The 25,926-nt window shown below is 65.8% G+C and carries 24 protein-coding genes and 2 tRNA genes; 11 read left to right on the forward strand and 15 right to left on the reverse strand.

Annotated elements, in window-relative coordinates; genetic code table 11:
- Positions 1 to 176: 176 nt before the first annotated feature.
- Together IHE57_RS10145 and IHE57_RS10150 are read left to right on the forward strand one after the other, a co-directional pair.
- The gene (locus IHE57_RS10145; protein WP_209325177.1) at positions 177 to 404 is read left to right on the forward strand and encodes a hypothetical protein; all 228 of its coding nucleotides are present in this window, start codon (positions 177 to 179) and stop codon (positions 402 to 404) included.
- Between the two features lie 221 nt (positions 405 to 625).
- Positions 626 to 698: transfer RNA gene (locus IHE57_RS10150), tRNA-Ala, on the forward strand.
- 77 nt (positions 699 to 775) lie between these two features.
- On the opposite strand, the gene IHE57_RS10155 is transcribed toward IHE57_RS10150, so the two are convergent.
- Positions 776 to 2,224 (reverse strand): purine-cytosine permease family protein, encoded by a 1,449-nt coding sequence (locus IHE57_RS10155; RefSeq protein ID WP_209372839.1) that lies wholly within the window; start codon positions 2,222 to 2,224, stop codon positions 776 to 778.
- Between the two features lie 25 nt (positions 2,225 to 2,249).
- Positions 2,250 to 3,125, reverse strand: coding sequence for a nitrilase-related carbon-nitrogen hydrolase (locus IHE57_RS10160; protein WP_209372841.1), 876 nt, complete (start codon positions 3,123 to 3,125; stop codon positions 2,250 to 2,252).
- Positions 3,126 to 3,146: 21 nt separating this feature from the next.
- Between IHE57_RS10160 and IHE57_RS16725 the strand changes: the two genes are divergently transcribed.
- The gene (locus IHE57_RS16725; protein WP_209372843.1) at positions 3,147 to 4,217 is read left to right on the forward strand and encodes an Lrp/AsnC family transcriptional regulator; all 1,071 of its coding nucleotides are present in this window, start codon (positions 3,147 to 3,149) and stop codon (positions 4,215 to 4,217) included.
- Positions 4,218 to 4,241: 24 nt separating this feature from the next.
- On the opposite strand, the gene IHE57_RS10170 is transcribed toward IHE57_RS16725, so the two are convergent.
- The 3 genes from IHE57_RS10170 to IHE57_RS10180 form a co-directional block, all read right to left on the reverse strand.
- Positions 4,242 to 4,823 (reverse strand): methylated-DNA--[protein]-cysteine S-methyltransferase, encoded by a 582-nt coding sequence (locus IHE57_RS10170; RefSeq protein ID WP_209372845.1) that lies wholly within the window; start codon positions 4,821 to 4,823, stop codon positions 4,242 to 4,244.
- A gap of 42 nt (positions 4,824 to 4,865) precedes the next feature.
- Complete coding sequence (locus tag IHE57_RS10175; RefSeq protein WP_209372847.1) at positions 4,866 to 6,329, reverse strand: AlkA N-terminal domain-containing protein; 1,464 nt, start codon at positions 6,327 to 6,329, stop codon at positions 4,866 to 4,868.
- A 108-nt stretch (positions 6,330 to 6,437) separates the two neighbouring features.
- The gene (locus IHE57_RS10180) at positions 6,438 to 7,217 is read right to left on the reverse strand and encodes a YggS family pyridoxal phosphate-dependent enzyme (protein ID WP_209372849.1); all 780 of its coding nucleotides are present in this window, start codon (positions 7,215 to 7,217) and stop codon (positions 6,438 to 6,440) included.
- A 150-nt stretch (positions 7,218 to 7,367) separates the two neighbouring features.
- On the opposite strand from IHE57_RS10180, the gene yczE reads away from it, so the two are divergent.
- The gene (gene yczE / locus IHE57_RS10185) at positions 7,368 to 8,027 is read left to right on the forward strand and encodes a membrane protein YczE (RefSeq protein WP_209372851.1); all 660 of its coding nucleotides are present in this window, start codon (positions 7,368 to 7,370) and stop codon (positions 8,025 to 8,027) included.
- A 21-nt stretch (positions 8,028 to 8,048) separates the two neighbouring features.
- Here the strand turns inward: yczE and IHE57_RS10190 are convergent, their stop codons facing one another.
- The gene (locus IHE57_RS10190) at positions 8,049 to 9,422 is read right to left on the reverse strand and encodes a pyridoxal phosphate-dependent decarboxylase family protein (RefSeq protein WP_209372853.1); all 1,374 of its coding nucleotides are present in this window, start codon (positions 9,420 to 9,422) and stop codon (positions 8,049 to 8,051) included.
- A 230-nt stretch (positions 9,423 to 9,652) separates the two neighbouring features.
- On the opposite strand from IHE57_RS10190, the gene IHE57_RS10195 reads away from it, so the two are divergent.
- The 4 genes from IHE57_RS10195 (at position 9,653) to IHE57_RS10210 (ending at position 13,685) form a co-directional block, all read left to right on the forward strand.
- Positions 9,653 to 10,540 (forward strand): TetR family transcriptional regulator C-terminal domain-containing protein, encoded by an 888-nt coding sequence (locus IHE57_RS10195; protein ID WP_209325168.1) that lies wholly within the window; start codon positions 9,653 to 9,655, stop codon positions 10,538 to 10,540.
- Entirely contained in the window at positions 10,537 to 11,448 is a 912-nt protein-coding gene (locus tag IHE57_RS10200) for a beta-keto acid cleavage family enzyme (RefSeq protein ID WP_209325167.1), read from the forward strand. The genes IHE57_RS10195 and IHE57_RS10200 overlap by 4 nt, the downstream gene beginning before the upstream one ends.
- Positions 11,445 to 12,935 carry a 3-hydroxyacyl-CoA dehydrogenase NAD-binding domain-containing protein gene (locus tag IHE57_RS16730; protein WP_209372855.1) on the forward strand — a complete coding sequence of 497 codons (1,491 nt, stop codon included), beginning with the start codon at positions 11,445 to 11,447 and terminating at the stop codon, positions 12,933 to 12,935. The genes IHE57_RS10200 and IHE57_RS16730 overlap by 4 nt, the downstream gene beginning before the upstream one ends.
- Before the next feature lie 198 nt (positions 12,936 to 13,133).
- Complete coding sequence (locus IHE57_RS10210) at positions 13,134 to 13,685, forward strand: YdeI/OmpD-associated family protein (protein ID WP_209372857.1); 552 nt, start codon at positions 13,134 to 13,136, stop codon at positions 13,683 to 13,685.
- Positions 13,686 to 13,704: 19 nt separating this feature from the next.
- Here the strand turns inward: IHE57_RS10210 and IHE57_RS10215 are convergent, their stop codons facing one another.
- The 3 genes from IHE57_RS10215 to IHE57_RS10225 form a co-directional block, all read right to left on the reverse strand.
- Positions 13,705 to 14,940, reverse strand: a complete 1,236-nt coding sequence (locus tag IHE57_RS10215; protein ID WP_366933927.1) for an MFS transporter — start codon at positions 14,938 to 14,940, stop codon at positions 13,705 to 13,707.
- A 50-nt stretch (positions 14,941 to 14,990) separates the two neighbouring features.
- Positions 14,991 to 16,343, reverse strand: a complete 1,353-nt coding sequence (locus tag IHE57_RS10220; RefSeq protein ID WP_209372858.1) for a glycoside hydrolase family 1 protein — start codon at positions 16,341 to 16,343, stop codon at positions 14,991 to 14,993.
- Positions 16,344 to 16,432: 89 nt separating this feature from the next.
- A tRNA-Ala gene (locus IHE57_RS10225) sits at positions 16,433 to 16,505 on the reverse strand.
- A gap of 140 nt (positions 16,506 to 16,645) precedes the next feature.
- On the opposite strand from IHE57_RS10225, the gene IHE57_RS10230 reads away from it, so the two are divergent.
- Both IHE57_RS10230 and IHE57_RS10235 read left to right on the forward strand, forming a co-directional pair.
- Positions 16,646 to 17,857: an NAD(P)/FAD-dependent oxidoreductase gene (locus tag IHE57_RS10230; protein ID WP_209372860.1), complete on the forward strand. Its 1,212-nt coding sequence runs from the start codon at positions 16,646 to 16,648 to the stop codon at positions 17,855 to 17,857.
- A gap of 97 nt (positions 17,858 to 17,954) precedes the next feature.
- Positions 17,955 to 18,677 (forward strand): alpha-ketoglutarate-dependent dioxygenase AlkB family protein, encoded by a 723-nt coding sequence (locus IHE57_RS10235; protein WP_209372863.1) that lies wholly within the window; start codon positions 17,955 to 17,957, stop codon positions 18,675 to 18,677.
- A gap of 41 nt (positions 18,678 to 18,718) precedes the next feature.
- Here the strand turns inward: IHE57_RS10235 and IHE57_RS10240 are convergent, their stop codons facing one another.
- Genes IHE57_RS10240 through IHE57_RS10265 form a run of 6 tightly spaced genes read right to left on the reverse strand, consistent with a single transcriptional unit; the run spans position 18,719 to position 24,638 of the window.
- Positions 18,719 to 19,108 (reverse strand): cation:proton antiporter, encoded by a 390-nt coding sequence (locus IHE57_RS10240; RefSeq protein ID WP_209372864.1) that lies wholly within the window; start codon positions 19,106 to 19,108, stop codon positions 18,719 to 18,721.
- Complete coding sequence (locus IHE57_RS10245; protein ID WP_209325160.1) at positions 19,108 to 19,368, reverse strand: monovalent cation/H+ antiporter complex subunit F; 261 nt, start codon at positions 19,366 to 19,368, stop codon at positions 19,108 to 19,110. The genes IHE57_RS10240 and IHE57_RS10245 overlap by 1 nt, the downstream gene beginning before the upstream one ends.
- Complete coding sequence (locus IHE57_RS10250; RefSeq protein WP_216629993.1) at positions 19,365 to 19,742, reverse strand: Na+/H+ antiporter subunit E; 378 nt, start codon at positions 19,740 to 19,742, stop codon at positions 19,365 to 19,367. The genes IHE57_RS10245 and IHE57_RS10250 overlap by 4 nt, the downstream gene beginning before the upstream one ends.
- On the reverse strand, positions 19,739 to 21,256 hold the full coding sequence (locus IHE57_RS10255; protein WP_209372866.1) for a monovalent cation/H+ antiporter subunit D family protein: 1,518 nt from the start codon (positions 21,254 to 21,256) through the stop codon (positions 19,739 to 19,741). The genes IHE57_RS10250 and IHE57_RS10255 overlap by 4 nt, the downstream gene beginning before the upstream one ends.
- The gene (locus tag IHE57_RS10260; RefSeq protein WP_209372868.1) at positions 21,253 to 21,585 is read right to left on the reverse strand and encodes a sodium:proton antiporter; all 333 of its coding nucleotides are present in this window, start codon (positions 21,583 to 21,585) and stop codon (positions 21,253 to 21,255) included. The genes IHE57_RS10255 and IHE57_RS10260 overlap by 4 nt, the downstream gene beginning before the upstream one ends.
- Complete coding sequence (locus IHE57_RS10265) at positions 21,582 to 24,638, reverse strand: DUF4040 family protein (RefSeq protein ID WP_209372870.1); 3,057 nt, start codon at positions 24,636 to 24,638, stop codon at positions 21,582 to 21,584. Before IHE57_RS10265 ends, IHE57_RS10260 begins: the two co-directional genes overlap by 4 nt.
- Before the next feature lie 122 nt (positions 24,639 to 24,760).
- On the opposite strand from IHE57_RS10265, the gene IHE57_RS10270 reads away from it, so the two are divergent.
- Positions 24,761 to 25,900, forward strand: a complete 1,140-nt coding sequence (locus IHE57_RS10270; RefSeq protein ID WP_253720141.1) for a glycosyltransferase family 4 protein — start codon at positions 24,761 to 24,763, stop codon at positions 25,898 to 25,900.
- The last annotated feature ends 26 nt before the right edge of the window (positions 25,901 to 25,926 follow it).

Consider the following 25,926-nt stretch of genomic DNA (forward strand, 5'->3'; position numbering starts at 1 on the left):
CTGTGAATTCGGCATGACCTCGCCCCGAGCACATATCCGGATTCATCGTATTCATACTGAAATGCCACACCTTCTCAGGTGTTTCTTTTCAGAATTCTTTCGTCCATGACCTTTTCGGCGATATCCCCTGCCCATTTTCCGGATATCTCCTGCTTTGAAGAATCAGAGGATTCATTGTGTCGACCACATTTCCATTCACCTTTCCCCGACGCTGGGCTCTGAGCACCGGAATGAAGCTCATTCGGTGGGCACGTCGCCCGGCCACCAGCGCCGAGTCGCGCCGTCAGAAGACGGCACGGAGGCAAGAGGCCCGCCTGCGCGCATTCCGACGCGACCAGCTCATCAGTGAGCAGCGCGACCGGGACCTCGTGCGCTACCTCAGCCAGGTCAGGCCGTTCATCTGACCTGGCTGAGGCCAAGTCGTCCATCTGGCCACCGGTGGTCGAGCCGCGCACCCGACCACCGGGGGCGGGTGCGCACCTGGCAAGCGGTGGTCGAGCCGTGCACCTGACCTCCTGCGGCGCGCGTCAGCGGGGCCCCCACCATCGATAAGAAACTGTGTCGAGCGTCACCGTCTGCCGATTTGGTCTGACACCCACATCTGGGTAATATTGTTCAGGCAAGCGGGGGTATGGCGCAGTTGGTAGCGCGTCTCCATGGCATGGAGAAGGTCAGGGGTTCGAATCCCCTTACCTCCACCGCAGAAGCGCCGGGATTCGATCATCGGGTCCCGGCGCTTCGTCGTATCTGCCTCGGCCGAGGCGGTCAAGGACGCTCAGTGTTCGTCGAGCCCGAACTCCACCGCACTTCGCCGGATCGCCTCTTCTTCCGCCAACTTCGCAGGCTGGCTGCGCGTGAGGAAGAAGTAGGTCAGCCCGGACACCAGCAGTCCGACCGCGAACGACATGTCTGCGCCATCGATCATCGACGCAACCGGTCCCGTGTAGAAAGAGAGCGAGAAGAACGGGATCATCGCGACGAATCCGACCGCGTAAGCCGTCAAGCCTTTCCAAGCCCATCGCCCATAGACACCGTTGCCGTCGACGATATCGTCAAGAGCATATCGACCACGCCGAACGAGGTAGAAGTCGACGAGGTTGACAGCTGTCCAGGGAATGAGGAAATACAGCATCAGCCCGACGAAGCTGTTGAAGCTGTCGAGGTAGTCGTCCGGAATGGCCAAGGCAATCACGAGCGAGACTGTGCCGACGATGACCAAGGCCACCACTCGCAGACGCACGGTCGGCTTCATCGGTCTGAAGCCATCGATCGCGCTGGCTCCTGTGAGCATCGCACCGTAGGCGTTGACGCCCATGATCGAGACCAATGCGATCGACGAGACGAGCACTGCGACCGTCCCGAACCCAGGGAATACCATGTCGCCGACACTGCGGAGGGTGGAGATCGGATCGGCATCCGGAATATAGCTGGCCAGCAGCGCCCCCAGGGACATCAGCCACACTGCAGACAACCCGGCGCCTGCGTAGACGGAGCCGATGAGCTTCGGCGCCGACGAATTGCGCGGCAGATAGCGGGTGTAGTCGGAGACGTAGACGGAGTAGCTGATGTTGTATCCGGCGGCGAGTGAGAACTGGACGAGGAATCCGGAGACCGTCCAGCCTGCGGTCCTGACCGGCGCGGCGGCGGCGATGTCCGCGCTCGGGAAGTGGATGACCGCGAAGACGGTGATCACGAGGAACACTGCGATCAGGATATAGGTCATCCACCTTTGGATAAGGTGGAGAAGGTCATGGCCGACCACGGCGATGACGATCGACACAGCGATGATGATCGGGTACCAGAACCATGTCGCCTCTGGGAAGATTCCGATGCCCTGAGCGACGAGGATGGTGTCGAAGACGAGGAATCCGACGTAGACGAAGACTGTTGCGATGAAGGGCAGCAGAACCCCACGGCTGCCGAACTGCGCCCGGGATTGGATCATCTGCGCCAACCCCATCGTCGGTCCCTGGTTGGCGTGGAATGCCATGAAGAAGGTTCCGAAGCCCACCCCGAGGACGACCGCGAGAATGGAGAATCCCAGACTCAGCCCCATCGTCGGGCCGGTGAAGCCCACGACGAGAGTTGTCAGGACGAAGTTTCCGGCGAACCAGAATGGGCCCTGGTGCCAGACCTTTCCGTGGCGTTCGGACTCGGGGACGACATCGATCGATCTGGATTCGATGACCGAGTCGGTTCTCTCTGAGTGCAACTGTGATGACATCATTGTCTCCTGAGGTCGGCGCTCTTCAGCGCTGTGGGTCTTCGCTCATTGCAGATTCGGACGTGCCGTGCGCATCGCTCCGCATCGCAGAGTAGAGATCGGTCCGGCGATCGGCGAAGACATCGCTGTATGCGGACAGCTTCTTGTTTCTGCTCTCGCTCAGATCGACGTCCGCGGTGATGGTCTCTGTCCGGCTCTGGTCGAGATCGGCCATATCGAGCGGCCATCCGTTCGCATCGACGATCACTGATGCCGATGTCCAGTCGATGCCGCGTTCGACACCCGTGCGGTCGCACGCGGCGATGGAGACACGGTTCATCGCCGCCTGCGCCTGGGTGCGCACGACTTCGCCGGGCCTCTCCCCCGCCGGCCGCGGCATCCTCGGCCAATTGACAGGGGCGCAGATCAGGTCTGCCCCACGCAGCGCTGGGTTACGGATCCATTCGGGGAACTCGAGATCGTAGCAGATGACGACGGAGATTCGACCATGCTCTGTCTCGATGACCGGCGGGGCGGCCTCACCGGCAGTGAAGACCGTCCGTTCGGCGTCCCAGAGATGGGCTTTGCGGTAGATGACGGGGGCCCGTCCCGGAACGAGAACAGCTGCGCTGTTGTAGGGCGCCCCATGCTCGTTGGCTTCGCAGAAGCCGGCAACGACGATCGCACCCCTCTCATCAGCGGCCTGCCTCCAGCTCGATACCGCGAGTCCGTCAGCGGTTTCAGCAGCAGCGTCGGCTTCGACCGAGTCCGCGAACGCGTATCCCGAGCTGGCCAATTCTGGAAAGACGACGACTCGAGCACCGCCGTCGACCGCCCGGTGGAAGAGCGCAAGGCTCTCGGCCACGTTCGAACGGACATCGCCGAAGACTGGGGCGTACTGGCAACACGCGATTTTCGTCATGCCAGCGAGAATAGTGTCTCAGTGCACATCGCCATAGCCATTCGCGAGGCCTATTTGGCTGTGAGTGCACGTTTGTCAGGCAACTCGACCAATCAGTTCATTTCACAGCTCCCTGCACGGTCCATTCATGCGAAACTGTATCGACTGTGCTTTTCGATCTTGGGAGGTAGCATGCCGGGACACGTTTCCGAACAGTCACAGAGAAGGGTGTTGCAAGCGCTTCGAGACGATGGCCGAGCCAGCTTCGCTCACATCGCCAAGGCTGTGAGACTGCCGCGTCACCAGGTCGCCTCCATTGTGCAGACTGCTGTCGCTCGCGATGAACTTCGTCTGACTGTGTCGATCAGTCCGGCTCTCTTGGGCCTCGAACGGTTCGCTTACCTGCAGATCGCCGTCTTGGGCCCCGTGCATCCTGCACGGGACGCACTCGTGTCGATGCAGGAGACCACCTTCGTCGCCGATGTCGCCGGCCGCTATTCCATTGACGCCGAAGTGAGAGTCGGCCCTGACCCTCATCTGCGGCGCACCCTCGACACCATTCTCCAGCTTCCGGGTGTCAGCGACGTCCGCACCACACTCTATGAGTCAATCGAGGTCAATCGCTTCTCGCCGTTCCACACGGCTGCGACTCCACTGACGATCGATGAGGCCGACCGTGCGATCATCAGGCACCTCCACACTGATGCGCGAGCCTCCTATCGACAACTGGGGGAAGCCTCTGGCCTGTCCCCCAGCGGGGCGCGTCTGCGATTCGACAGGCTGCTCAGGGGCGGGGCGATCAAGGTCGTCGGCATTCCGGTTCGCACCGGACAGCCCGAGACGCCGACGCTGGGCGTCGGGCTTCGAGCAAGCGTGCCTGTAGGCGAGCTCGTGCCACGGCTCACAGCTCTCCAGCCCGAGTTCTTGGCGGTCGCCATCGGTTCCTTTGACTTCATCGCAACGATTTCGGCCGAATCGGCCCACGAACTCGTCGAGACGATGGATCGCCTTCGTGGCATCGAGGGCGTTGCTGAGGTGGACTGCTGGGCGAATCTGAAGATCGCCAAAGAACAGTACGGGGAGAGCGACAGCCTCCCCATCACCGCCGGCTGAGGAGGCCCGCCGCGTCCGGGCAGCTCAGTTCGCTGCTCCGTCGGTTCTCCTCCTCCGCATCTGCTCGAGGTCGAGCAGATGCCGCTTCTTCTCCTCACCCCACGCATACCCGGTGAGAGACCCATCGGCACCGATCACCCGATGGCACGGGACGACGATGCTGATGGGGTTCTTCCCGTTCGCCGCTCCCACAGCTCGGGCGGCGCCTGGTCTTCCCAGCGCTGCCGCCAGTTCGCCGTAGCCGGCGGTCCGACCATAGGGAATCCCGGTGAGAGCCTTCCAGACCGAACGTTGGAACTCGGTGCCCACCGCCGCGAGCGGCAGATCGAACTCGGTGCGGTCGCCCGCAAAGTACTCCCGCAGCTGTGCCTCGGTTTCGGTGAAGATCGCCAGCCCATCGGCAGGCGTCGGTACGACCCCATAGCCTGCGTGCACGCGTCGCGTGATCTCATCGGAGGTATCGAGATAGAGCCCGGTGAGGTGTTCACCATCGGATGTCAGCAGCACGGGACCGACCGCCGTGCCGAGCACCGTCGAATGGACCGGCGCCGAAGAATTCGGCAATCGGAGCGCGGAGGTGGTCGATGAATCGTTGATTGTGGTCATATCAGCCGTCCTTGATCATATGGTCTGTGCGTTGAGGTTCGCTCATCGAGTCGTCTTCGAGTGATGTGCCCAGAGGATGTGGGTGAGGTAGGAGCGCCAGGGGCTGACGGCCGAGAGGACGTCTGCCCATTCCTCATCGCCCCGCGCCCTCACGCCGGAGGCGTCGATCTCGGTCAGGGCCTTCTTCACCCCGAGATCGGAGGCGAGGAAGACATCGGGGTCGCCGAGAGCGCGCATGCGGATGTATCCGCTGCTCCAGGGTCCGATCCCCGGCAGGGCGAGGAGCCGACGATCCGCGTCCGACCGATCACTGCCGGCTCCGAGGTCCAGGCTCCCCTCCGCCAGGGATGTCGAGAGTGCATGGATCGTGCGGATCCGTGCGGCCGGCAGAGCCCAGTCCTCGGCGGGCACAGCAGCGATCGTCGCGGCGGTGGGAAACAGCCGATCGACGCCCGCAGCCCTCAGCTCCGGAGGAAGCAGTTCTCCGGCGCCGGCGACGAGGCGTTGAAGATGTGTGCGTGCCGCGGCCAGAGAGATCTGCTGTCCGAGCACGGTGCGCAGCGCCAATTCGATGGGATCACTGTGGCCGGGGGAACGTATGCCGGGATGCGAGGCGACGAGACTGCCCAGCCCCGCTGCGCGCAGAGTCGCCTCGACCGCCGCAGGGTCGGCGTCGAGGTCGAGGAGCCGTCGGGCTCGGGCGACTGCGCTGCCGAGGTCGCGGGTGTCGGCCAACCGGAGACGACACTCGACGAAGTCTCCTTCTCTTCGGCGCAGAGTCACCACCGCCGGCCCATGCGCCAAGCGCATCGACCGCGTATAGGCTCCGCCGGCGAGGCTTTCGATTCCATTCACTGCGCGCACTCGCAAGTAGTCGAGAAGGTACTCGAAGTCGAGGGGCGGGCGATAGGCGAGTCGGAGCACGAGTTCGTCCGCCGCAGGTTCCCCCGTCCCGGAGGTGCGCAGCTGCCTGGGACTGAGCGAGTACATCTCGCGGAAGGTGTCGTTGAACTGGCGGATGCTGGCGAACCCGGCGGCGAAGGCGATGTCGCTCATCGGCATCGCCGTGGCTTCGATCAGTGTCCGGGCGGTGCGCACACGCTCGGTGCGAGCCAGTGATAGGGGTCCGGCACCGAGTTCGGCCCGCACGAGCCGGCTGAGCTGCCGGGAGCTGTAGCCGAGCTCCGCGGCCAGACCTTCGACCCCAGCCCGGTCGATGAGGCCGTCGCGGATGAGTCGCACAGCGCGAGCGACGACGTCGCCTCGGGTGTCCCAGTCCGGGGAGTTCGGGCTGGCGTCGGGCCGGCATCTCCTGCAGGCTCGGAAACCGGCTTCAGCGGCCGCGGCAGCCGTGCTGAAGAACTCGACGTTCTCACGCCGCGGCGTCCTGGCCGGGCAGGACGGTCGGCAGAAGATGCCAGTGGTGCGCACCGCCGTGAAGAACATTCCGTCGAAGCGTCGGTCACGTGAGGCGACGGCCTGATAGCACTGGTCGGTGGTGAGCATGCCTCCATTGTGCTCGTCGCCGTCGGCCATTACTAGCGGTTTTCGGTCATCGCAGTTCGGGCGAGCGCCTCGGAAGGGGGACGGAAGCCGTCCCGATGCTCTGAACGTTCAGCCGTTCTCCGGCCAGTAATGGGAGTCGGGCACGGAGCGCTTGCCGAAGATGGCCTGTCCGACTCGGACGCAGTTCGAACCCTCTTCGACGGCCACCTCGAAGTCACCGGACATGCCCATCGACAGCCGACCGGCGCCGATGAGATCCGGATCGGTCTCCCGTGCCTGCTCGCGCAGCTCGGCGAGCATTCGGAAGCAGGGACGCACGCGTTCGACGTCCGAAGAGAAGATCGCCAGGGTCATAAGGCCCTGCACCCTGAGCGTGTCGAATTCCCGCACTGCCCGGAGGAAGCCGAGCAGCTCTTCGGGCGGCATGCCGAACTTCGAGTCCTCGGCTGAGGTGTTGACCTGCACATACACGTCGAGGCTGCGTCCCTCACCCTGGAGCCGACGGTCGAGGGCACGTGCGACCTTGAGCCGGTCGAGAGCCTGGAATTCGCTTGCGAACTTCGCCACCTCTTTGGCCTTGTTCGACTGAAGATGGCCGATCACCGCCCAGTCGATGTCGAGATCGGCCATTTCATGGGACTTCCGATGCGCTTCCTGGACCTTGTTCTCCCCCAGCTTGTGGCACCCGGCCTCGACGGCCAGGCGGATGCGCTCCTGGGGAACGGTCTTGCTCACAGGGAGCAGTTCGATCTCCGAACGCTCGCGACCCGAACGTGCAGCGGTCGCCGCGATGCGTTCGTCGACCTCGGCGATGTTCGTGCGGAAATCTGCGACGGTCAGCGCCGTCGCATACTCTTCATCGTGACTGAGTCCGTAGTTCTCTCCCATGCCCTCATGGTACGCGCGGTCCTGCTGCCGGCAGAACCGCCCGCTCCCGCCCCGATCGGCATCCGGCAGGGCGGCTGTTTCCTGCACGCACGGACGATCTCGGCCACAATGGTGGTCAGGGAGCCTCTTGACCGATCAGAAAGCCAGCGAATGACATCGACACCGGGACGCCGATTGGCCAATATCGGGCCCATCGAACAGCTGCGCGCCGGTCGCCTCTGGCGACGCCTGCCTCAGCTCTTCATCGGGCTCTATCTCTTCGGCGCGGCGATGGCGATGATGGTCACGGCAGGCCTGGGGATGATGCCCTGGGACGTCCTCCATTCGGGTATCCTCAGGCATGTGCCGCTGACGTTCGGAACCATCGTCACACTGCTGTCCTTCGTCGTGCTCCTCATCTGGATCCCGCTGCGGCAGCAGCCGGGCATCGGTACGGTCCTCAACGCCCTTCTCATCGGTCCCTCGCTCGACCTCACCCGCCTGTTCCTGCCCCACCCCGAGCATCTCGGATGGAACATCGCGCTCATGGTCGGAGGCGTCGTCCTCAACGGGGCCGCCTCGGCGATGTATATCGGCTCACAGTTCGGGCCGGGTCCCCGCGATGGTCTGATGACCGGCCTCTCCCGCGTCACCGGACGCTCCATCCGACTCGTGCGCACCCTCATCGAGGTCACCGTCGTCGCCGTCGGCTGGCTTCTCGGCGGAGTGGTCGGCATCGGCACCGTCCTCTACGCGGTGGGGATCGGGCCCATCACGCAGGCGCTGCTGCCGACCTTCACCGTCGAACTCCGACCGCGGCAGGACGGCTGAGCCGCCTGCTCGAAAACGGCTTCACTCCATCGAATCGAGGATGTCGGTGAGGTCGTCGAAGGTCGTGAGCGGATTGACGATCGCGAACCGAGCGTTGGGCCTGCCGGCATGTGAACTGGGAACGACGAAGGCCCGCTGATCCTCGAGAAGCCGGTCCGACCAGGCCTCGTAGTCCTCACGCTGCCAGCCGTCGCGTTCGAAGACGACCACGGACAGTTCGGGTTCGCGGACAAGACGCAGGTTCTCGCGCCGCCTGATCTCGGTGGCGATCTCACGTGCCAGGTCGATGGAGTGACCGATCGCCTCCCGGTAGGTCTCGGCGCCGTAGCTGGCCAGTGAGTACCACAGCGGCAGCCCGCGCGGACGACGTGTCAGCTGGATGGCGAAGTCCGAGGGGCTCCACTCCTGCGCCTCGGTGAGGGTGTCGAGGTACTCGGCACGCTGCGTGTGCGCTCGTCGCCCCGTGTTCGGGTCACGGTAGATCAGCGCGCAGGCGTCGAACGGGGCGAAGAGCCACTTGTGCGGGTCGACGATGAGCGAATCGGCCTGTTCGACCCCGGCGAACCGGTGCCGGACCTGAGGAGCGAGCATCGCCGCCAGACCGTAGGCGCCGTCGATGTGGAGCCAGAAGTCGAATTCCTCCTTCAGTGCCGCGATGCCCGCGAGATCGTCGATGGTGCCGAAATTCGTCGTCCCCGAGGTCGCCACGACCGCGATCACGGCATCACCGTGCTCTGCGAGCGCCTCACGCACACCTTCGGGACGCAGGATCCCGTCCTCGCCGGTGGGCACCGGCGCGACGTCGACGTCCATGACCTCAGCCGCCGAGGCGACCGACGAATGGGCCTCGGCGCTGCACACGATCACCCACCGGGCCGGCCTCGCGGCCGCCAGCTTCTCCTTCTTCGCATTGCGCGCGGCCACGAGTGCGGAGAGGTTGCCGATGGTCCCGCCCTGGACGAAGACTCCTCCGGCGGTCCCCGGCAGACCGAACTCTCCCGCCAGCCACCGCAGCACCTCGTTCTCGGCGTGGACGACACCGGCGCCTTCGAGCCAGGAACCGCCGTAGAGGGCGCTGGCGGAGACGACCAGGTCGAAGGCCACGGCGGCCTTCGTCGGAGCACTGGGGATGAAGGACAGGTACTTGGGGTGATCGGTCGAGATGCATGCGGGAGCGAAGATGTGCTCGAAGATCGCCAGCGCCCGCGCTGAGCCCAGCCCCTCCTCTGTGACGGTGGGCCCGGCCAGGCGACGCAGCTCGGCCTCGGAGGTGGGGTGGTCGAGCGGAGTGTCCTCCGCCAGAGTGCGCCGTCTCGAATACTCGAGGACCAGGTTCACCAGATTGCGGGTCTCATCGGAGACGACGTGCATGCGTGAGTGGAGACTGTCGGTCATAGGTCCTCCCGGGTCGTGTCGGATGCCGATGGGCGCGGCCCATCAGCACGAGACTATCGGCAACTGCGACTCCTGTGGGCGCGGCGAGCGCGATTGTCACGATCAGACTCGCGCGCTCCCGCCCTCCGGCTCGCCGGACCACCGTCTTCCTCATCAATGCCGTAATCGCAAGTTCTGACTATTGATCATAAATACTTGCGATCTGTCGGTTTCCGGGATAGATTCGGCCCATGAGCAGCACCCCGGGACACGGCTCGACCCCGTCTCGAGCCAAGGAGGCGATCGTCGGCACCGGTCTGTCCCAGCGGCAGGTCGCCAAGGCGATCGGCATCGACGAGACGAAGCTGTCGAAGGCCCTGTCCGGTCAGCGGCGCTTCACCGCCGATGAGCTTCTCGGGCTGGCGACGTCGACCGGAGTCACCGTCAGATGGCTGCTCGGAGACGAGTCGCAGGTCTCGGCGGCACCAGAGTCGCTGGCTCCCGAGGCACAGAACCTGACCGACGTCGAGGGGCTGACCGCCGCGGAGGCGACTCCGCGCCGGCACATCGTCGAAGTCGCCTGGAACCTCTTCTCCCGACACGGCTATGACTCCGTGCGCATCGCCGATATCGCGGAGACCGCGGGCGTGTCGAGCGCGAGCGTCCACTACCACTTCACGAACAAGTCGGAGCTCTTCGCCGCCACGCTGGACTATTCGGTCAAGCTCGCCTTCGACCGGCAGATCGCCTGGCTCGACGGCATCGACGATCCGAAGCACCGGCTCGAACGTCTGCTCGAGCTGCAGTCGCCGATCGGGCAGACAGCACACCGCGAGTGGTCGATCTGGCTGCAGACATGGGCTCGACTCGCGCTGGAGGACGGAGGCTCGACCGAGTACCCGGCCAGCTACGAGCGCTGGTCGCGGACCGTGCGCAGCACCATCGAAGACGGTCAGGCCGAAGGGCTCTTCCGCCGCGGCGACAGTGCCGCCATGGCCGATGAGCTCACTTCCCTGCTCGATGGGCTCGGGGTCAAGGTGCTCACCGGAGTCATGGACCCCGGGACGTTCAGAATCCGACTGCAGACCTATCTCACCCGTTCGATCATCAGAACCCAACCAGAGGAGGAGTCACAATGAATCGCAAGGTCATTCTCACCTGTGCAGTCACAGGGGCCGGAGACACGACCGGCAAGAGCGAACACGTTCCCGTCACCCCGGAGGAGATCGCGAATGACGCGATCGCCGCCGCCCGCGCCGGAGCCTCTGTCGTCCACATCCACGTCCGCGACATCGAGACCAAGCAGAGCTCGCGAGAGGTCTCCTACTACCGCGAGGTCGTCCGCCGCATCCGCGCGGCCGACGTCGACCCAGTCATCAACCTCACGGCGGGCATGGGCGGCGACCTCGTCGTCGACCCGCAGGATCCGCTGACGACCATGCCGGGCACCGACCTCATCAACGCCCTCGACCGTCTCCCCCATGTCGAAGAGCTGCTGCCCGAGATCTGCACGATCGACTGCGGAACGCTCAACTTCGGGGAGGGTTCGAACATCTACGTCTCCACCCCGGACATGCTGCGGGAGGGCTCGAAGCGGATCCAGACGCTGGGGGTGCGCCCCGAACTCGAGATCTTCGACACCGGCAACCTGTGGTTTGCGAACGTGCTCGTCGAAGAGGGCCTCATCGATGCTCCGCCGCTGTACCAGCTGTGCATGGGCATCCCGTACGGTGCGCCGGCTGATCCCGGACTGCTGGCTGCCATGGTCAACATGCTGCCCAGGGGCGCGCAGTTCACCTCGTTCGCCATCGGTGCCAACCAGCTGCCCTGGGTCGCCCAGTCCGTGCTCGCAGGCGGTCATGCCCGCGTCGGCCTCGAGGACAATCTCTACATGTCCAAGGGAGTCAAGGCCACGAACGCCGACCTCACCTCCCGCGCCGTCGACATCATCACGAGCCTCGGCGCGTCCGTGGCAACCCCCGACGAAGCCCGCGAGATCCTCGATCTGCGCGTCCAGACCCCGACCATCACAGGAGCCGATCTGTGAACGATTCCCTCACCGACACCCCCGTCGTCTACCCTGACTTCGACTCGATCACCACGGTCACCTGCGTCGGTGCCGGCACGATCGGCGGCGGCTGGGCGGCCTATTTCCTCGCCCAGGGCTTCCGAGTGAAGATCTGGGATCCCGCTCCCGACGCCGGGGAGAAGTTCTCCCGCCTCCTCGACGCGGCCTGGCCCGCGCTCGAGGAGCTCGACATGGTCGCCGGCGCCGACCGCACCGCGTGGTCCGTGCACACCGACCTCGCCGAGGCAGTGACCGGAACCGGCTTCGTCCAGGAGTCGGCTCCGGAGGATCTGGACCTCAAACGCCGGCTGCTGTCCCAGGTCGATGCCGTCTGCGATCCGGGCATCGTCATCGGCTCCTCGACGTCCGGCTACAGCATGACCGAGATGGCCACCGAGGCGGCCCATCCCGAACGTCTGGTCGTCGGACACCCGTTCAATCCGCCGTACCTCATCCCGCTCGTCGAAGTCGTCGGTGGCCAGGAGAGCTCGGCTTCCGCAGTCGACTGGGCAGCCGATTTCTATGCCCACATCGGCAAGTCCGTGATCCGGATGGACCGCGAGGTGCCCGGATTCATCGCCAACCGGCTCCAGGAGGCGCTGTGGCGCGAAGCTCTGTACATGGTCGAGCAGGGCGAGGCCACCGTCGAGCAGCTCGACCGCTCGATCACCGACGGACCCGGCCTGCGGTGGCCGTTCCAGGGACCGATGCTCACCTTCCACCTCGCCGGCGGCGAGGGCGGGATGGCCCATATGCTCGACCACTTCGGACCGTCCCTGAAATCGCCGTGGACGCGTCTGACGGCACCCGAGCTCACCCAGACACTCCGAGACGACGTCGTCGCCGGCTGCGATGTCGAGAGCGGCGAGCGCACGATTCCGGATCTCGTCCGTCACCGGGACGCCGGGATCATCGCGCTGCGGAAGCTCACCGCAGAACTCGCCGCCACCCATGGCGCGGATGCGGCAGCGACTGCCGCCGCGGTTCCGACCGAGCCGACCCCGTCCGAGGTCGCATCGGACCGGGCGGAGAGTCTTCCCGTCTACCTCACAGAGGTCAGCGAGGACTGGATCGACTACAACGGGCACATGTCCGAGGCCTTCTACGTGCTCGTCTTCGGCTTCGCCACCGACCAGGTGATGGACCACCTCGGTCTCGACGCCGACTATCGGAACTCGGCGAAGGCCTCGCTGTACACCGTGGAATCCCATATCCGCTACCTCGACGAGGTGGCCCTCGGGTCACAGCTGAGCGTCGTCCCGAGTCTCGTGAGCGCCGGGGAGAAGAAGCTGCATCTGGCCTATGAGATGTACGTCGACGAGCGACTCGTCGCGACCGAGGAGATCATGGCACTCCACGTCGACCAATCGACGGACGCGGTCGTGGCTTTCCCCGCCGCCATCGCCGAGAGGATTGCGCGGACGATCACGCATCGGCCGGAGTGGGTCGGGCGCGCGATCGGCTGATCACCGCTGCCCGATCAGGGGCCGGCCGGTGGACGCGGGCAGGCCCCGACCGAGGTGCGGCCGCTGCCCACCGGCCGCACCTCGGATCGGCGGGTTTCGTCAGGATTCGAGAAGTCATCTGCGGACAGCGGCGCTATCCTGAAGTTCCCAACCGATCGTCCGGTGCGACCGCACCGCCGAGCCCACTGAGGAACCGATATGTCCGCTGATGCCGCCGAGACGACAACGATCACCTTTCCAGCCATCGCCGAGCTTCTCGGCGACCGGCCCATTCTGCGCCTGCCACAGGACGCCAGCGACCGATTGCCCTCCCGAGGGCAGGTCGCAGTCGACGGCAGCATCGACGGCACCGACTTCACCACGGTGGTCGAACCCGACGGCCGCCGAGGTCACTGGATCAGCATCGAGCCCGACCTCTGGCAGCGCCTAGGCACCTCCCCCGGCGAGGCAGTCGAAGTCAGCCTGAACCCGCGGAAGGAATGGCCTGAAGTCACCGTGCCCGAGGATCTGCAGGCGGCTCTCGACGCGGCCGTGGACCTCGATGAGGTGTGGACGAGCCTGACGCCGATGGCCCGCTGGGAATGGGTGCGGTGGATCAGAGCCACGAAGAGCGCAGACACACGGGCTCGGCGGGTGGACGTCGCGATCTCGAAGCTCGAGTCCGGCAAGCGCCGCCCCTGCTGCTTCGATCTGTCGTCGTGCACCGACCCCGAGCTGTCCAAGAGCGGCAAGCTGCTCGGGCTCTCCTGAACCCTGGGCCGGGTTCGGCTCAATCCGCTGCGGGCGCGCGGAGGACCGCGCGCCCGCGGCGAATGGTCAGTGTCAGGCCGGCACCGATGGTCGAGACTATCGCGGCGGCCGCGAACAGCAGCCAGAACCCGCCGACCAGAGCGACGAGACCGGCTCCGAGCAGCGGCCCCACGAGCTGTCCGAGATTGGCGGCACTGTTGACGAGGCTGAGGTCTCGAGCATGGTCATCGGGATCGAGGAGCAGGTCCGTGGCCAGGGCGAGGCTGACGGCCATGTACGCCCCATAGCCTGCCCCCATGACTCCGGCGGCCACGGCAGTGGCCATGAAGCTCGGGCTGATGAGGATGATCACGCCCGAGGCGGCCTGCACCAGCGCGGACAGAACCGTCCACAGTCTCCGGTTCCCTCTGCGGTCGGTGACGATGCCGACGAGGACCGCTGCGAGGACGACGAAGACCGTGTAGATGACGATGAGCACGAGCAGACGACCCTCGGCGTCGGGGGCGGGAACCCTGATGCCGTAGAGCAGGAAGAACAGCAGCAGCGAGGTGCCGAAGGCATTGCCGACGTTGATGATGAATCGGCTGATGAGAAGTCTCGTGAAGCTCGGGTCGACGAGCGAGGAGATGCGTGCCCGGGTGAGTTCCGCACGAGCGCGCAGGGCGAGCACTGCGGCATGCGGCGGCGGAGGGTCCGGCAGCAGGACGGCGCTCAGCGTCCCGATGAGGAGGATGAACCCGGCGAGCACGACGTAGGATGCGCCGGTGCTCAGCCCGAGCAGGACGATGGCTCCGACACCGACGACGATGCCCACCGCTTGGGCGGAGCTCGCCGCGGCCGATGCGGCACCGCGCTGGTCGTCGAGCTGGTCGGCGATGAGGGCAGTGAAGGCGGCCGAAGCCACGGAGACCCCCACCGAGGTGACTACCCAGGCGGCACCGATCAGCACCGGGCCTTCGGCGCTGCCGGTGAGCAGGAGTCCGACAGCGGCAAGGAACGATCCGCCGATCGCCCAGGGCCGGCGTCGCCCGATCCGGAGGCGCGTGCGATCGGAGAACCGGCCTGCCACGGGTGCGACGATGACCCCGGCCAGGCCGCCTGTCGAGAGCACCAGCCCCGACCAGACGACGCCGTCGATCCAGTGGGCGCTCTGGGTGTCGAGCTGCAGCGGCAGCAGCAGCTGGATCGGCGTGAGCTGCACGGTCCAGATCGCCAACCAGGCGAGGGTGAACCACACCATCCATACCGACGACACGCGCGGCCGACCTCCAGGGTCGCCTCGGCGATCGGGATCGGTGGCGAAGCTCATGCCCGGGCAGCGGTGATCAGATCGCGATACCAGCGGTAGGAGGCCTTCGGGGTCCTGGTTCCGGAGTCCATATCGACGTGGACGAGTCCGAAGCGCTGGGTCCACCCATCGGCCCATTCGAAATTGTCCAGCAGCGACCACACCGTGTAGCCGTCGATGACCACGCCGGCGGCCAGGGCCTCGGTCACAGCGCGGAGGTGCTCGCGCAGGTAGTCGATGCGCCGGACATCGGCGATCTCCTCCTCGCATGTGTCCGGTTCGGGGAAGGACGCCCCGTTCTCGGAGATGACGACAGGGGGCAGACGGTCGCCGTAGCGGTGCTGCATGTCGATGAGGAGATCCCGCATCGTATCTGGCCGGATCGGCCACATCGGGCCGAACCCGGTCGTCGCAGCTCCGGGAGTCGGAACCATCTCGAAGGGCAGAGGACCGCTGGCTGCGCGCACAGTGATCGGGTTGTAGCAGTTGAAGCCGTAGACCTCGTTCGGCGCCGAGATGAGTTCCATGTCTCCGGCGAACACGGGCATCTCGGCCCCGAACCCGGTCAGATCGGGGTAGGCGCCGAGGAGCAGCGGATCGGCGAAGAGCCGGTTGAGGATCGTGTCGAGCATTCCCGCGGCTGCGAGGTCGGCCTCGGAGGAGGTCTCGGGCAGGATGAGGCTGTGGTTGATCGCAGGCGAGACCTGCCGAGAGCCGTGTTCGCGCAGGATCGCGGCGGCGATGCCGTGGGCGAGCAGCTGATGATGGACTGTCGGCAGAGCGTCGAAGAGCATTGTGTGCCCGGGAGCCAGTTCACCCAGTGCGTACCCCTGCAATGCCGTCGATGCGGGTTCGTTGATGGTGTACCAGTGGTGGACCCGGTCACCGAGGCGGTCGGCCACGATCGAGGTGTACTCGCCGAAGCGGTGAGCAGTGTCGCGATCGAGCCAGCCGCCGGCTGATTCCAAAGCCACCGGCAGGTCCCAGTGGTACAGGGTCGGTTCGGGTGTGATCCCGGCGGTCAGGAGCCCGTCGACGAGGCGGTCATAGTAGTCGAGGCCCGCGAAATTCACGCTCGGGTCGATGCCCGCTTCCGGGACGATGCGAGTCCAGGAGATCGAGAACCTGTAGCGATCGATGCCGAGGCCGGCGAGCAGCGCGATGTCCTCGTCGAACCGATGGTAGCTGTCCGGTCCCGGTTCTGCTGTGCTGCCGTCGACGACGTTTCCCGGGGTGTCGACGAAGTCATCCCAGATGGAACGCCCGCGCCCATCGGCGGTCCGTGCGCCTTCGATCTGGAAAGCAGCCGTGGCGGCGGAGAATCGGAGCCCGGCGAGTTCTCGAGCATCGAGGGGAGGAATGCCGTCCATGCGTCGAATATGTCATGGAAGAGCACGGCCCGCAACAGACCCGTCAGATGCGGACCGGACCGGGAGTGGAGTGGTTCCAAGGGTGTCTGTGGAGCTAAGGGGAATCGAACCCCTGACCTTCTCATTGCGAACGAGACGCTCTACCAACTGAGCTATAGCCCCTTGCGGTACTCAGCTTACGCCTGACACCCCCGCAGACCAAAATGGCTTCGTCACTGAACATGTCGGCAGTCGCATTCCTGGTGACGGGCCTGGTCGACGGGTACAGTCGGCAGTGAGTCCCCTCGATGAAAGGACGTGTTATGACCCAGGAATTCGGAACAGTCGTCATCGGCGCAGGCATCGGCGGCGGCACCGTTGTCGAGTCGCTGCGCGAAGCCGGCTATCCCGCCTCGATCGCTCTCGTAGGAGCCGATCCGGCTGCTCCCTATTATCGCCCGGACCTGTCGAAGAAGGTGATGCTCGAAGGCTCGGATCCGGCCGATTCCGCTCTGCGCGGTGAGGAATGGTATGGGGCGCACGATGTGAGCACGTTCTTCGGCACGGAGGTCAGCTCCATCGATCCGGCAGCGCGGACCGTGACTCTCGATGACGGGGAACAGATCCGGTATGGCCAGGCGATCCTGGCGACCGGCTCGACCCCGCGCACGCTGGGTGTGCCCGGCGAGCAGCTGGCCAACGTCCACACCCTCCGCGACGTCGGAGACGCAGTGGCCATCCGTTCGCAGTTCGGCAAGGGCAAGAAGGTCGCCGTCATCGGCGGAGGCTGGATCGGCCTCGAGGTCGCCGCGGCGGCGAGGAGCCACGACTGCGATGTCACGGTCATCCTCCACACGGATGAATCACCTCTCTCGAGCGTGCTCGGGCGGGAGCTCGGCCAGCACTTCGAGGAGCTGCACGAGAAGAACGGCGTCACCTTCCTCAAGCAGGCGGATACGACGTCGTTCGTCGGTTCCACCGCCGTCGAAGCCGTCGAGACCAGCGTCGGCAGCGTCCCTGTCGATCTCGTCGTCATCGGCATCGGCGCGGATCCGACTGTCGAGACGGCCGCCTCGGCGGGCCTGAAGACGGACGACGGTGTCCTCGTCGATGAGCACATGCGGACCTCCGACGGCAGCATCCTGGCCATCGGCGACCTCGCGAACGCCCAGAACATCCTGCGCGGTGAACGCCTGCGGATCGAGCACTGGGACAACGCGGTGAGACAGGCCGAGGTCGCGGCCTCGACGATCACCGGCGGCAACCGGGCCTACGATTGGCAGCCGTACTTCTACACCGATCAGTACGACCTCGGCATGGAGTACGTCGGTCGCGGCAGCGCCGGCGATGAGGTCGTCCTCCGCGGTGACAAGTCCAGCGGCGAATTCATCGTGTTCTGGAGAAGGGACGGGCGGGTCACTGCGGCCATGAACGTCAACGTCTGGGACTATGGCGACGAGCTTCGCGCCCTCATCGGCAAGGAGGTCTCCGCCGAGCGCCTGGGCGATGAGCAGGTCCCGGTCGGCGAACTCTGATCAGTGCCGGTGACACAGGCTCGCGGGGTCGGTGGCTGCGGCCGCCGGCCCCGAGTCATGGATGCCGGCCGCCGTCGCCTCTGGCATCCTGGGAGACATGGATTCGCTCTTCGCCGATGAGGCTTTCGACCGTCGACCGAGCATCGTCGCTCCGGGCGCGGTGTGGATACCGGGATTCCTCTCCGAGCAGGCGCAGAGCTGGATCATCGCTCGCTGGGCCGAATGGCAGTCCGGACCGGTGCCGCCCCATGCCACCACCATTGCCGGCCACCCGATGAGTGTGCGCACGATCGGTCTCGGGTGGCATTGGCGGCCGGGTCGTTACGATCGCCGCGCCGCCGACGTCAACAACCGCAGAGTGCTCCCCTTCCCCGATTGGATGACACGCTTGGGACGGCAGGTCCTGCAGGCGGCCACGGCAGTCGTCGACGACGCCGACGACCAGCCAGCGGACACTGCTGCCGCCTGGGGATTCGTTCCGAACGGCTACCATCCGGATGTGGCGCTCGTGAACTACTACGATGCGCAGGCGAAGATGGGCATGCATCAGGACAAGGACGAATTCGATCCGGCACCTGTCGTCTCACTGTCCCTGGGCGATACCTGCCTCTTCCGGTTCGGCAACAGCGAGCACCGCAACCGACCGTACACCGATCTCCGTCTGGCGTCCGGCGATGCATTCGTCTTCGGCGGACCGGCTCGGTTCGCCTATCACGGGGTGCGGTCGATCCAGCCGGGAACCGCACCGGAGGCCGGACGTCTGGATCACCTCGGCGGCGGAAGGATCAACATCACGATGCGCACCACCGGCCGCGGCTGAGGCTGCTCTGCGCCAGGAATCAGGATCACTCGGAGCCGAACTCAGGGTCGGTCCGTGCCCGGCTCGACGTCCTCAGCCCCGACCGGCGGCTGCGCGAGCCGGTTCGGGGAGGTCTTGCGGAAGACCGGCTGACCGGAGAGCACCGCGGAACGTGCCAGCGTGTTGCTCGCCACCGAAGACACGATGATCAGGCACAGCACGGCCACGACGGCCATGAGCAGTGACACCCAGTCGAAGCCCGATGCGTGCAGGTCGAAGACGTAGGCGGCGACGACGATGAGCGGCATGCCCAGTCCCGTCGCCGGGGAGAACACATTGATCCGCGACAGCGAGTCGCGGACCCGGAACATCGCCAGTGCGGAGGACAGCAGCAGCAGTGAGCCGGTGATGCCGAAGATCCCGACGAGGACGGTGGCCAGTGTCTCGTTCATCAGCGGTGCCCCCTGGTGAGGATGCGGGCCAGAGCGATGGTCGCCAGTATCCCCACCATGGAGGAGAGGAAGACGACGTCGAGGACGACCGAGGAGGACACGGCGATGCCGAGCATCGTCACGATCGCGATGGACGAGAAGTAGATGAGGTCCGAGACCACCGCCCGCGAACCCTGGTCACGGGCGGTGAGGACTCGGACGAGGCCGATGATGATGGCTGCGGCGAGGATGAGCGCGCAGATGCTGACGACGACGGTCATGGGCGATCTCCTTCGGACTCGGTGCGCAGCCCGGGGGCCCGTCCCCGGGTCATGGCGAGCAGACGGGACTCCATGTCGATGAGTCCGGCCAGGGCCTCTTCCTCCGATTCCTCGAACAGCGCATGGACGAACAGCACGGGCGGCTGTGTCGAGGTCCCGGCGGCGATGGCTGCGACGAGCGTGCCCGGGGTGATCGTGATCGACGAGGCGAAGAGCGTGACCTCGAGGTCCGTGGCGCAGCGCAGCGGAAGCTCGACGATCATCGGCTGCGCGTAATCGGCCCGGAACAGTCGGGTGACGACGGTGAAGGAGCCGGTGACGACGGCCCGCAGGATGAAGCCGACATAGGACACGCCGCGGATGATTCGAATCAAGGTGTCATCACCGCCTGAACGTAGTCGCTGTGATCGAGAAGACCGTCGGCGGCCCGCTGGGTGATGTCGAGCAGCGGCTCCGGGAAGCAGAAGAGCGCCGCGGAGAGGCCGATCATGATCGTGGCCGGCACGAGCAGCCGTGCGGGGATGCGCACACTGCGGAGGATCGGCTGTGCCGGGGCACGACCGGTCTCGGCCGAATCGGGACGATAGGTCTGCATCGGCGGCCCCCAGAAGGTGTTGCGCCATGTGCGCTGCAGGGCCAGCAGGCTGATGAGCGCTCCGACGACGATGGTCGACACGAGGACCCACCCGCGGCTGCTGCCGCTGTCCGTGGCCGCAGTGATGAGCCCGACCTTGCCCCACAGTCCCGAGGTCGGCGGCAGGCCGATGAGCGAGAAGAGTCCGAGGACCATGAGCACGGTCGCCCATCTCTCGCGTCCGGCGAGTCCGGACAGCTTCCGGAAGGACCCAGTCCCGTAGGTCTGCTCGACCGCGCCCATGATGAGCAGCAGGCCGGCCATCGTGATCATGTGATGGACCATGTAGAAAGCGCCGGCGCCGAGCGCGGCCGAGGTCAGCAGGGTGACGCCGAGCAGGATGTGTCCGACGCCCGCGATCATCTGGAATCCGAGGACGTTGCGAACGCGCACCTGCCCGAACCCGGAGATCGCACCGATGAGGATGCTGACCACGGCGACGATGAGCAGCACGGACACCCAGGGGGCAGGGTCACCGTAGACCGTGGTGTAGATGCGGTAGATCGCGTAGAGGCCGACCTTCGAATGGAGCCCGGAGAACAGGGACATCATGCCGGCCGAGGTGTTCGGATAGCTGCGCACGAGCCACCCGTGGAAGGGCGCGCCACCGGCCTTGATGAGCAGCGACAGCAGCACCACGCCGAGGGCGATGCCAGCCTGTCCGGTCGGTCTGCCCTGGTCGGCGAGGACGGCGAGGTTGACCGTGCCGGTGGCACCGTAGACGAACCCGACGCCGATGAGCAGCATCGTCGAGGTGAGCAGGTTGACCATGACGTAGAGACGTCCGATGCCGAGTCTGCGCCAGGTGCCGGTGACGGCGATGAGCGCATAGGCCGGCAGCATCATCACTTCGACGAACACGAAGAAGTTGAACAGATCACCTGTCAGCAGAGCGCCGTAGACGCCGGTGAGCATCATCAGGATCAGCGCCGGCACGAAGCGGTACTGGTCTTCTCCGGTGATGATGAGGAAGAGACAGCTGACGAGCGCGACCAGCGAGGTCAGCACGAGCATGAGCGCGGTGAAGGTGTCAGAGACGAACACGATCGCAAGTCCGGGTACGTAGTCTCCCACTGAATGAGCGATCACCGGTGTGTCCCGATGGATGCCGAGCAGCCAGATTCCGCTGCCGCCGACGAAGATCGGCGCGGCCAGGAGCAGGAGACGGTCGAAGGTGCGAGAGGTGATGAGCACGCTCAGCGCCGAGGACAGCAGAGGCACGCCGATGAGCAGGAGGAGAAGGGCCGAGTTCATGAGTCGCGCTCCTCCCCCGTCTCGGGACTGCGTTTCTGGTCGTCGTCATGGCCGAGCACGGCCAGGGCGAGCATGAAGATGGTCACGGCCAGGGTGATGACGATGGCGGTGAGGACGAAGGCCTGAGGCAGCGGATCCGCCGCTTCGGCCAGACCGCCGCGACCGGCCAGCGGTTCGTCTCTCCAGGCACCGACTCCCGCCGAGAGCAGGATGAAGTTCGCCGCGTGCGAGATGAGGGTGAGGCCGAAGACTCCCCTGACCATCGACCGCTGCATCATGAGGTAGACGCCGCCGGCGGTGAGGACGCCGATGGTGAGTGCGAGGATCACGGTGCCTCCTGCCTTTCGACGGGCGGATCCTCATGCCGTTCGACCGGCGGGTCCCCGCGCAGGATGTGCGTCGAGGTCGCGCGCACCCGCTCCTCCGCCGAAGCCTGGGCGGCCCGTCTGCTGCGTTCCGGCCGTTCCCCGCGGATCGCTTCCATCGGACCGCTGAGCTCGCCGTAGAGCAGCTCGTCGGCGCGTTCGCGGGTGCGTTCGACGTCACGGTGGATGATGCCATTGGTGAGCACATCGTCACCGGCCGGAGTCGCGGCCGAATCCGAGACGCCGAGGAGGTTGAACGACAGCAGCATGAGTCCGAGCACCGCAAGATAGACGCCGAGGTCGAACAGCATCGACGTCGTCCAATGCTGACCGGCGAATTCGGTGTGCATGGGTTTGAGGAAGGAACCGGCGAAGACGAGCCCGATGATCCCGGTCACCACTGCGGTGGCGACGCCGGAGCCGATGAGGTACAGCGGTGCCCGCGGCGGACCGATCGCGCGGTCCTTCGCCGTCGACAAGTAGGCCAGTCCGATGACGGCCGCCCCCACGAGCGCGGCGATGAATCCCCCGCCAGGTGAGTTGTGCCCGCGCCAGAAGATCAGCAGGGAGGTCACGGCCAGCAGCGGGCCGAGGACCTTGATCGTCAGCTGCAGCGGGATGACGTTCGGCCATGCTTCATGGACGGCACGGTAGGCGGTGGTGCCCTTCGGCCTGATCGACACCCACGGCGGGCGCGGGGGTTCGGGAATGTTCTCGGCCGGAGGATCGATGTACTTGTCCTTCACCGTCGACATGACGGCGACGATGGCGATGCCGGCCATACCGAGCACCGTCAGCTCCCCCAGGGTGTCGAGCGCACGGAATTCGACGAGGATCGTGTTGACGATGTTGTCTCCCCCACTGATCTCGGGAGCATGCTCGAGATAGTAGCGGCCGAGATCGGAGCGCTCCCGGCGCCCGTTGAGGACAAGGGTCAGAGCACTCATGCAGGCTCCGACGATGATCGCGAAGATCAGGCGGGGACTCTGCTTCCGTTTCGGATAGCGCCAGAACGACCGAGGCAGCTTCTGCAGCACGAGCATGATCACGATGATCGTCATCGCCTCGACGAGCAGTTGGGTGAGGGTGACGTCGGGGGCGCCGAGGGCGAGGATCTGCACCGTGGCGAGGATCCCGACCGCGGAGAGCGCGACCACTGTCGTCAGGCGCGAATGGGACGTGCAGACCACGAGCACGGCGACGGCGATGAGCACGAGGAGGATGAGGTCCACAGGACGTGCCAGCCCCTCCTGCAGAGGCGGCAGATCCCGGTATACGGCGGGAATCGCACCGATGGCCAGCACGCTCAGCCCCGCCAGGGACAGGGCGAGGTACGGACCGGAATTCGCCGGCCTCACGAATGCCGAGAGCACATGCCCGGCGCGGCGCAGTCCCCGGTTGAGCGCGTCGATCACATCCGAGCCGTCGAAGGGCAGTGTGGCACGGTGGAAGAAGACGAAGACCTGCGAGCGTTTGACGATGATGAGCACACCGACGGCGATGATCAGAGCCGAGGCGAGCAGTTCGATGTTCACCCCGTGCCACAGCGCCAGATGCACAGACCCTGTCGCGGTCGGCATCGCCGCGCGAACCACCTGATCGAGCGGGTTATCGAAGGCGAAGAGCACGAAGCTCAACGGGATCGAGGCGACGATCGGCAAGGCCGCGGCCGTGAGCATGACGGACGAGCCCTGGTGGAGGCGGCGCGGCTCGGGTTCGCGCCCGTCGATGAAGCTGCCCCAGACGGTCTTCGCACAGTAGGCGAACGTGAGCACGGAGGCGCCGACGGCGACGAGGAGAGTCGTCCACCCGGTCCAGTCGCCTCCCGGTGCTTCGCCGAGGGCCACGAACAGGGACTCCTTCGACACGAAACCCAGCAGCGGCGGGATGCCCGCCATCGACGCGCAGCCGATGATCATGACCGCAAACGAGGCGGGGGCGGTGCGCATGAGCTTGGGGATGCGTGCCAGATCGCGGGTCCCCGCGAGATGATCGACGACGCCGACCATCATGAACAGACCGGATTTGAATAGGGCGTGGGCGATGACGTGCAGGGTGGCCGCGGCGATGGCCGCCTCGGTGCCGACGCCGATGACGGCGGTGATGAGACCGAGCTGCGAGACGGTCGAATAGGCCATGAGCTTCTTCACATCGTGCTGGTTGAGCGCGAACCAGCCGCCGAGGCAGGCCGTGACCAGCCCGGCGCCGATGAGCAGACCGTTCCAGGCGGGGGTCGCGTGGAAGGTCGGCGAGAACCGCAGCAGGAGGAAGATCCCGGCCTTCACCACTGCCGCAGCGTGCAGATAGGCCGAGACCGGAGTGGCGGCGGCCATCGCATCTGGCAGCCAGGGATGGAACGGGAACTGGGCGGATTTGGTCATAGCCGCGATCGCGACGAGAAGCGCGACGAGCGTCGTCACCTCGGGCTGGCCCGCCCAGACGGGAGAGCTGATCGCCTCATGCAGGTTCGTCGTCCCGGTCGCCGCGATGATGACCCCGGTCGCGACCAGCAGGCTGAGTCCCCCGATGAAGGTGAAGAGCATGGTGCGCAGGGCGGGCGCCTGCCCCGGCGAGCCGGACCGGGCGATGAGGAAGAACGACGCAAGCGAGGTCAGCTCCCAGCACACGAACAGGACGAGGACGTCGTTGCTGAGCACGAGAGCGACCATGGAGAAGGTGAAGATCACCATCAGCCAGTAGAAGCTCGTATTGCGTCCCGGTGAGAGGTACTTCGTCGAGTAGGCGAAGACCACGGCGCCGATGATCAGCGCGATATAGGTGAAGACGACGCCGATGCCGTCGGCGCGCAGGGCCAGATCGACACCCAGCGTGGGAATCCAGGGATAGGAGACCTCCGGGGTGTTCCCGGCCATCACCTCGGCGGCGGTGGGGGTGAACAGACCAGCCACGCCCAGATAGGCGGCTGCCAAGGGCCAACCGCTGGCCCTCCCCGCAACGCGGGTGAGGAAGGGAGTGAGAGCGACGAGTGCGGCAAGTGCGATAATCGTTAGGATCATGACCGGGCCTCAGCGGCCGCGGGCACAGGTGACAGTTCCTTCACTCACTGATCCTTCATCGCGATGTGCGCACATTGACAGACACAGACTTTCGAAGAATCAGACTATCGACTCGGAGTTCCATGAGCAAAAGCACAATGAGGCCCCAGCCGACGCCGAGGCTGTCGGTCTTCTTCGACGCGCGTTTCACTCGCACGCGGCACCACGACGGGATCTCGCGCTACGGTTCATGCCTGCTGACCGCCCTCCTCAGGGCGGTCGAAGGGACGGAGATCGATGTCACCGCGATCATCAGCGACGAGGCGCAGCTGGCTCTGCTTCCCCACTGTCCGTGGGTCAGACTCAACGACCCCACCTCCCCTGCCGAGGTGGCCGTCGCAGCCAAGCTCAATGCCCTGGGCGCCGACGTCGTGTTCTCGACGATGCAGACGATGGGGTCGACCGGGCGCCGCTACGGCCTCATCCTCACCGTCCACGACCTCATCTACTATTCGCATCCGCAGCCGCCGGGAGACCTCCCGCTGCCCATCCGTCTGCTGTGGCGCGCCTACCATCTCAGCTACGTGCCCCAGCGGATCCTGCTCGACCGGGCAGATGCGGTCGCCGCTGTGTCCGAGACGACGAAGGATCTCATCGCCGCCCACCGACTCACCCGACGACCCGTGAGCGTGGTGTCGAATGCCGCCGAGGTCACCGCTTCGGCTGCGCGCACCGTGAACCGGCATGCCGCGAAGACCCTCATCTACATGGGCGCTTTTCTGCCGTACAAGAACGTCGAGTCCCTCATCCGTGCCCTTGCACACCTGCCGGGTTGGACGCTGCACCTCGCCAGCCGCATCGAGGGGCGCCGAGAGGCGCAGCTGCGCCGACTCGTCCCCGACCGGGCGAAGGTCGTGTTCCATCGTGGGATCAGCGACGCGGACTACGCTCGGCTCCTGGACGAGACCACCGCTCTGGTCACGGCGTCGCAGGAGGAGGGTTTCGGACTGCCGGTGATCGAGGCCATGGCGCAGGGAGTGCCCGCAGCCGTCTCCGACATTCCGATCTTCAGGGAGATCGCCGGGGACGCCGCCGAGTACTTCGACCCCACGGATCCGCGCTCGATCGCGGAGTCGATCACCGCCCTCACGGACGAACAGACCTGGGCACAGCGGTCTGAGGCCGGGCGCGCGCAGTCGCAGGTCTTCGATTGGGATCAGTCGGCGGAAGCGCTCGTCGGACTGATCCGCTCGGTCGACGCGCGCAGGCGGTCCGCAGGCTGAGTGCTCACCGTCGGGTCACACGCCGG

Source organism: Brevibacterium renqingii (genome assembly GCF_017808105.1).
GTDB lineage: Bacteria > Actinomycetota > Actinomycetes > Actinomycetales > Brevibacteriaceae > Brevibacterium > Brevibacterium renqingii.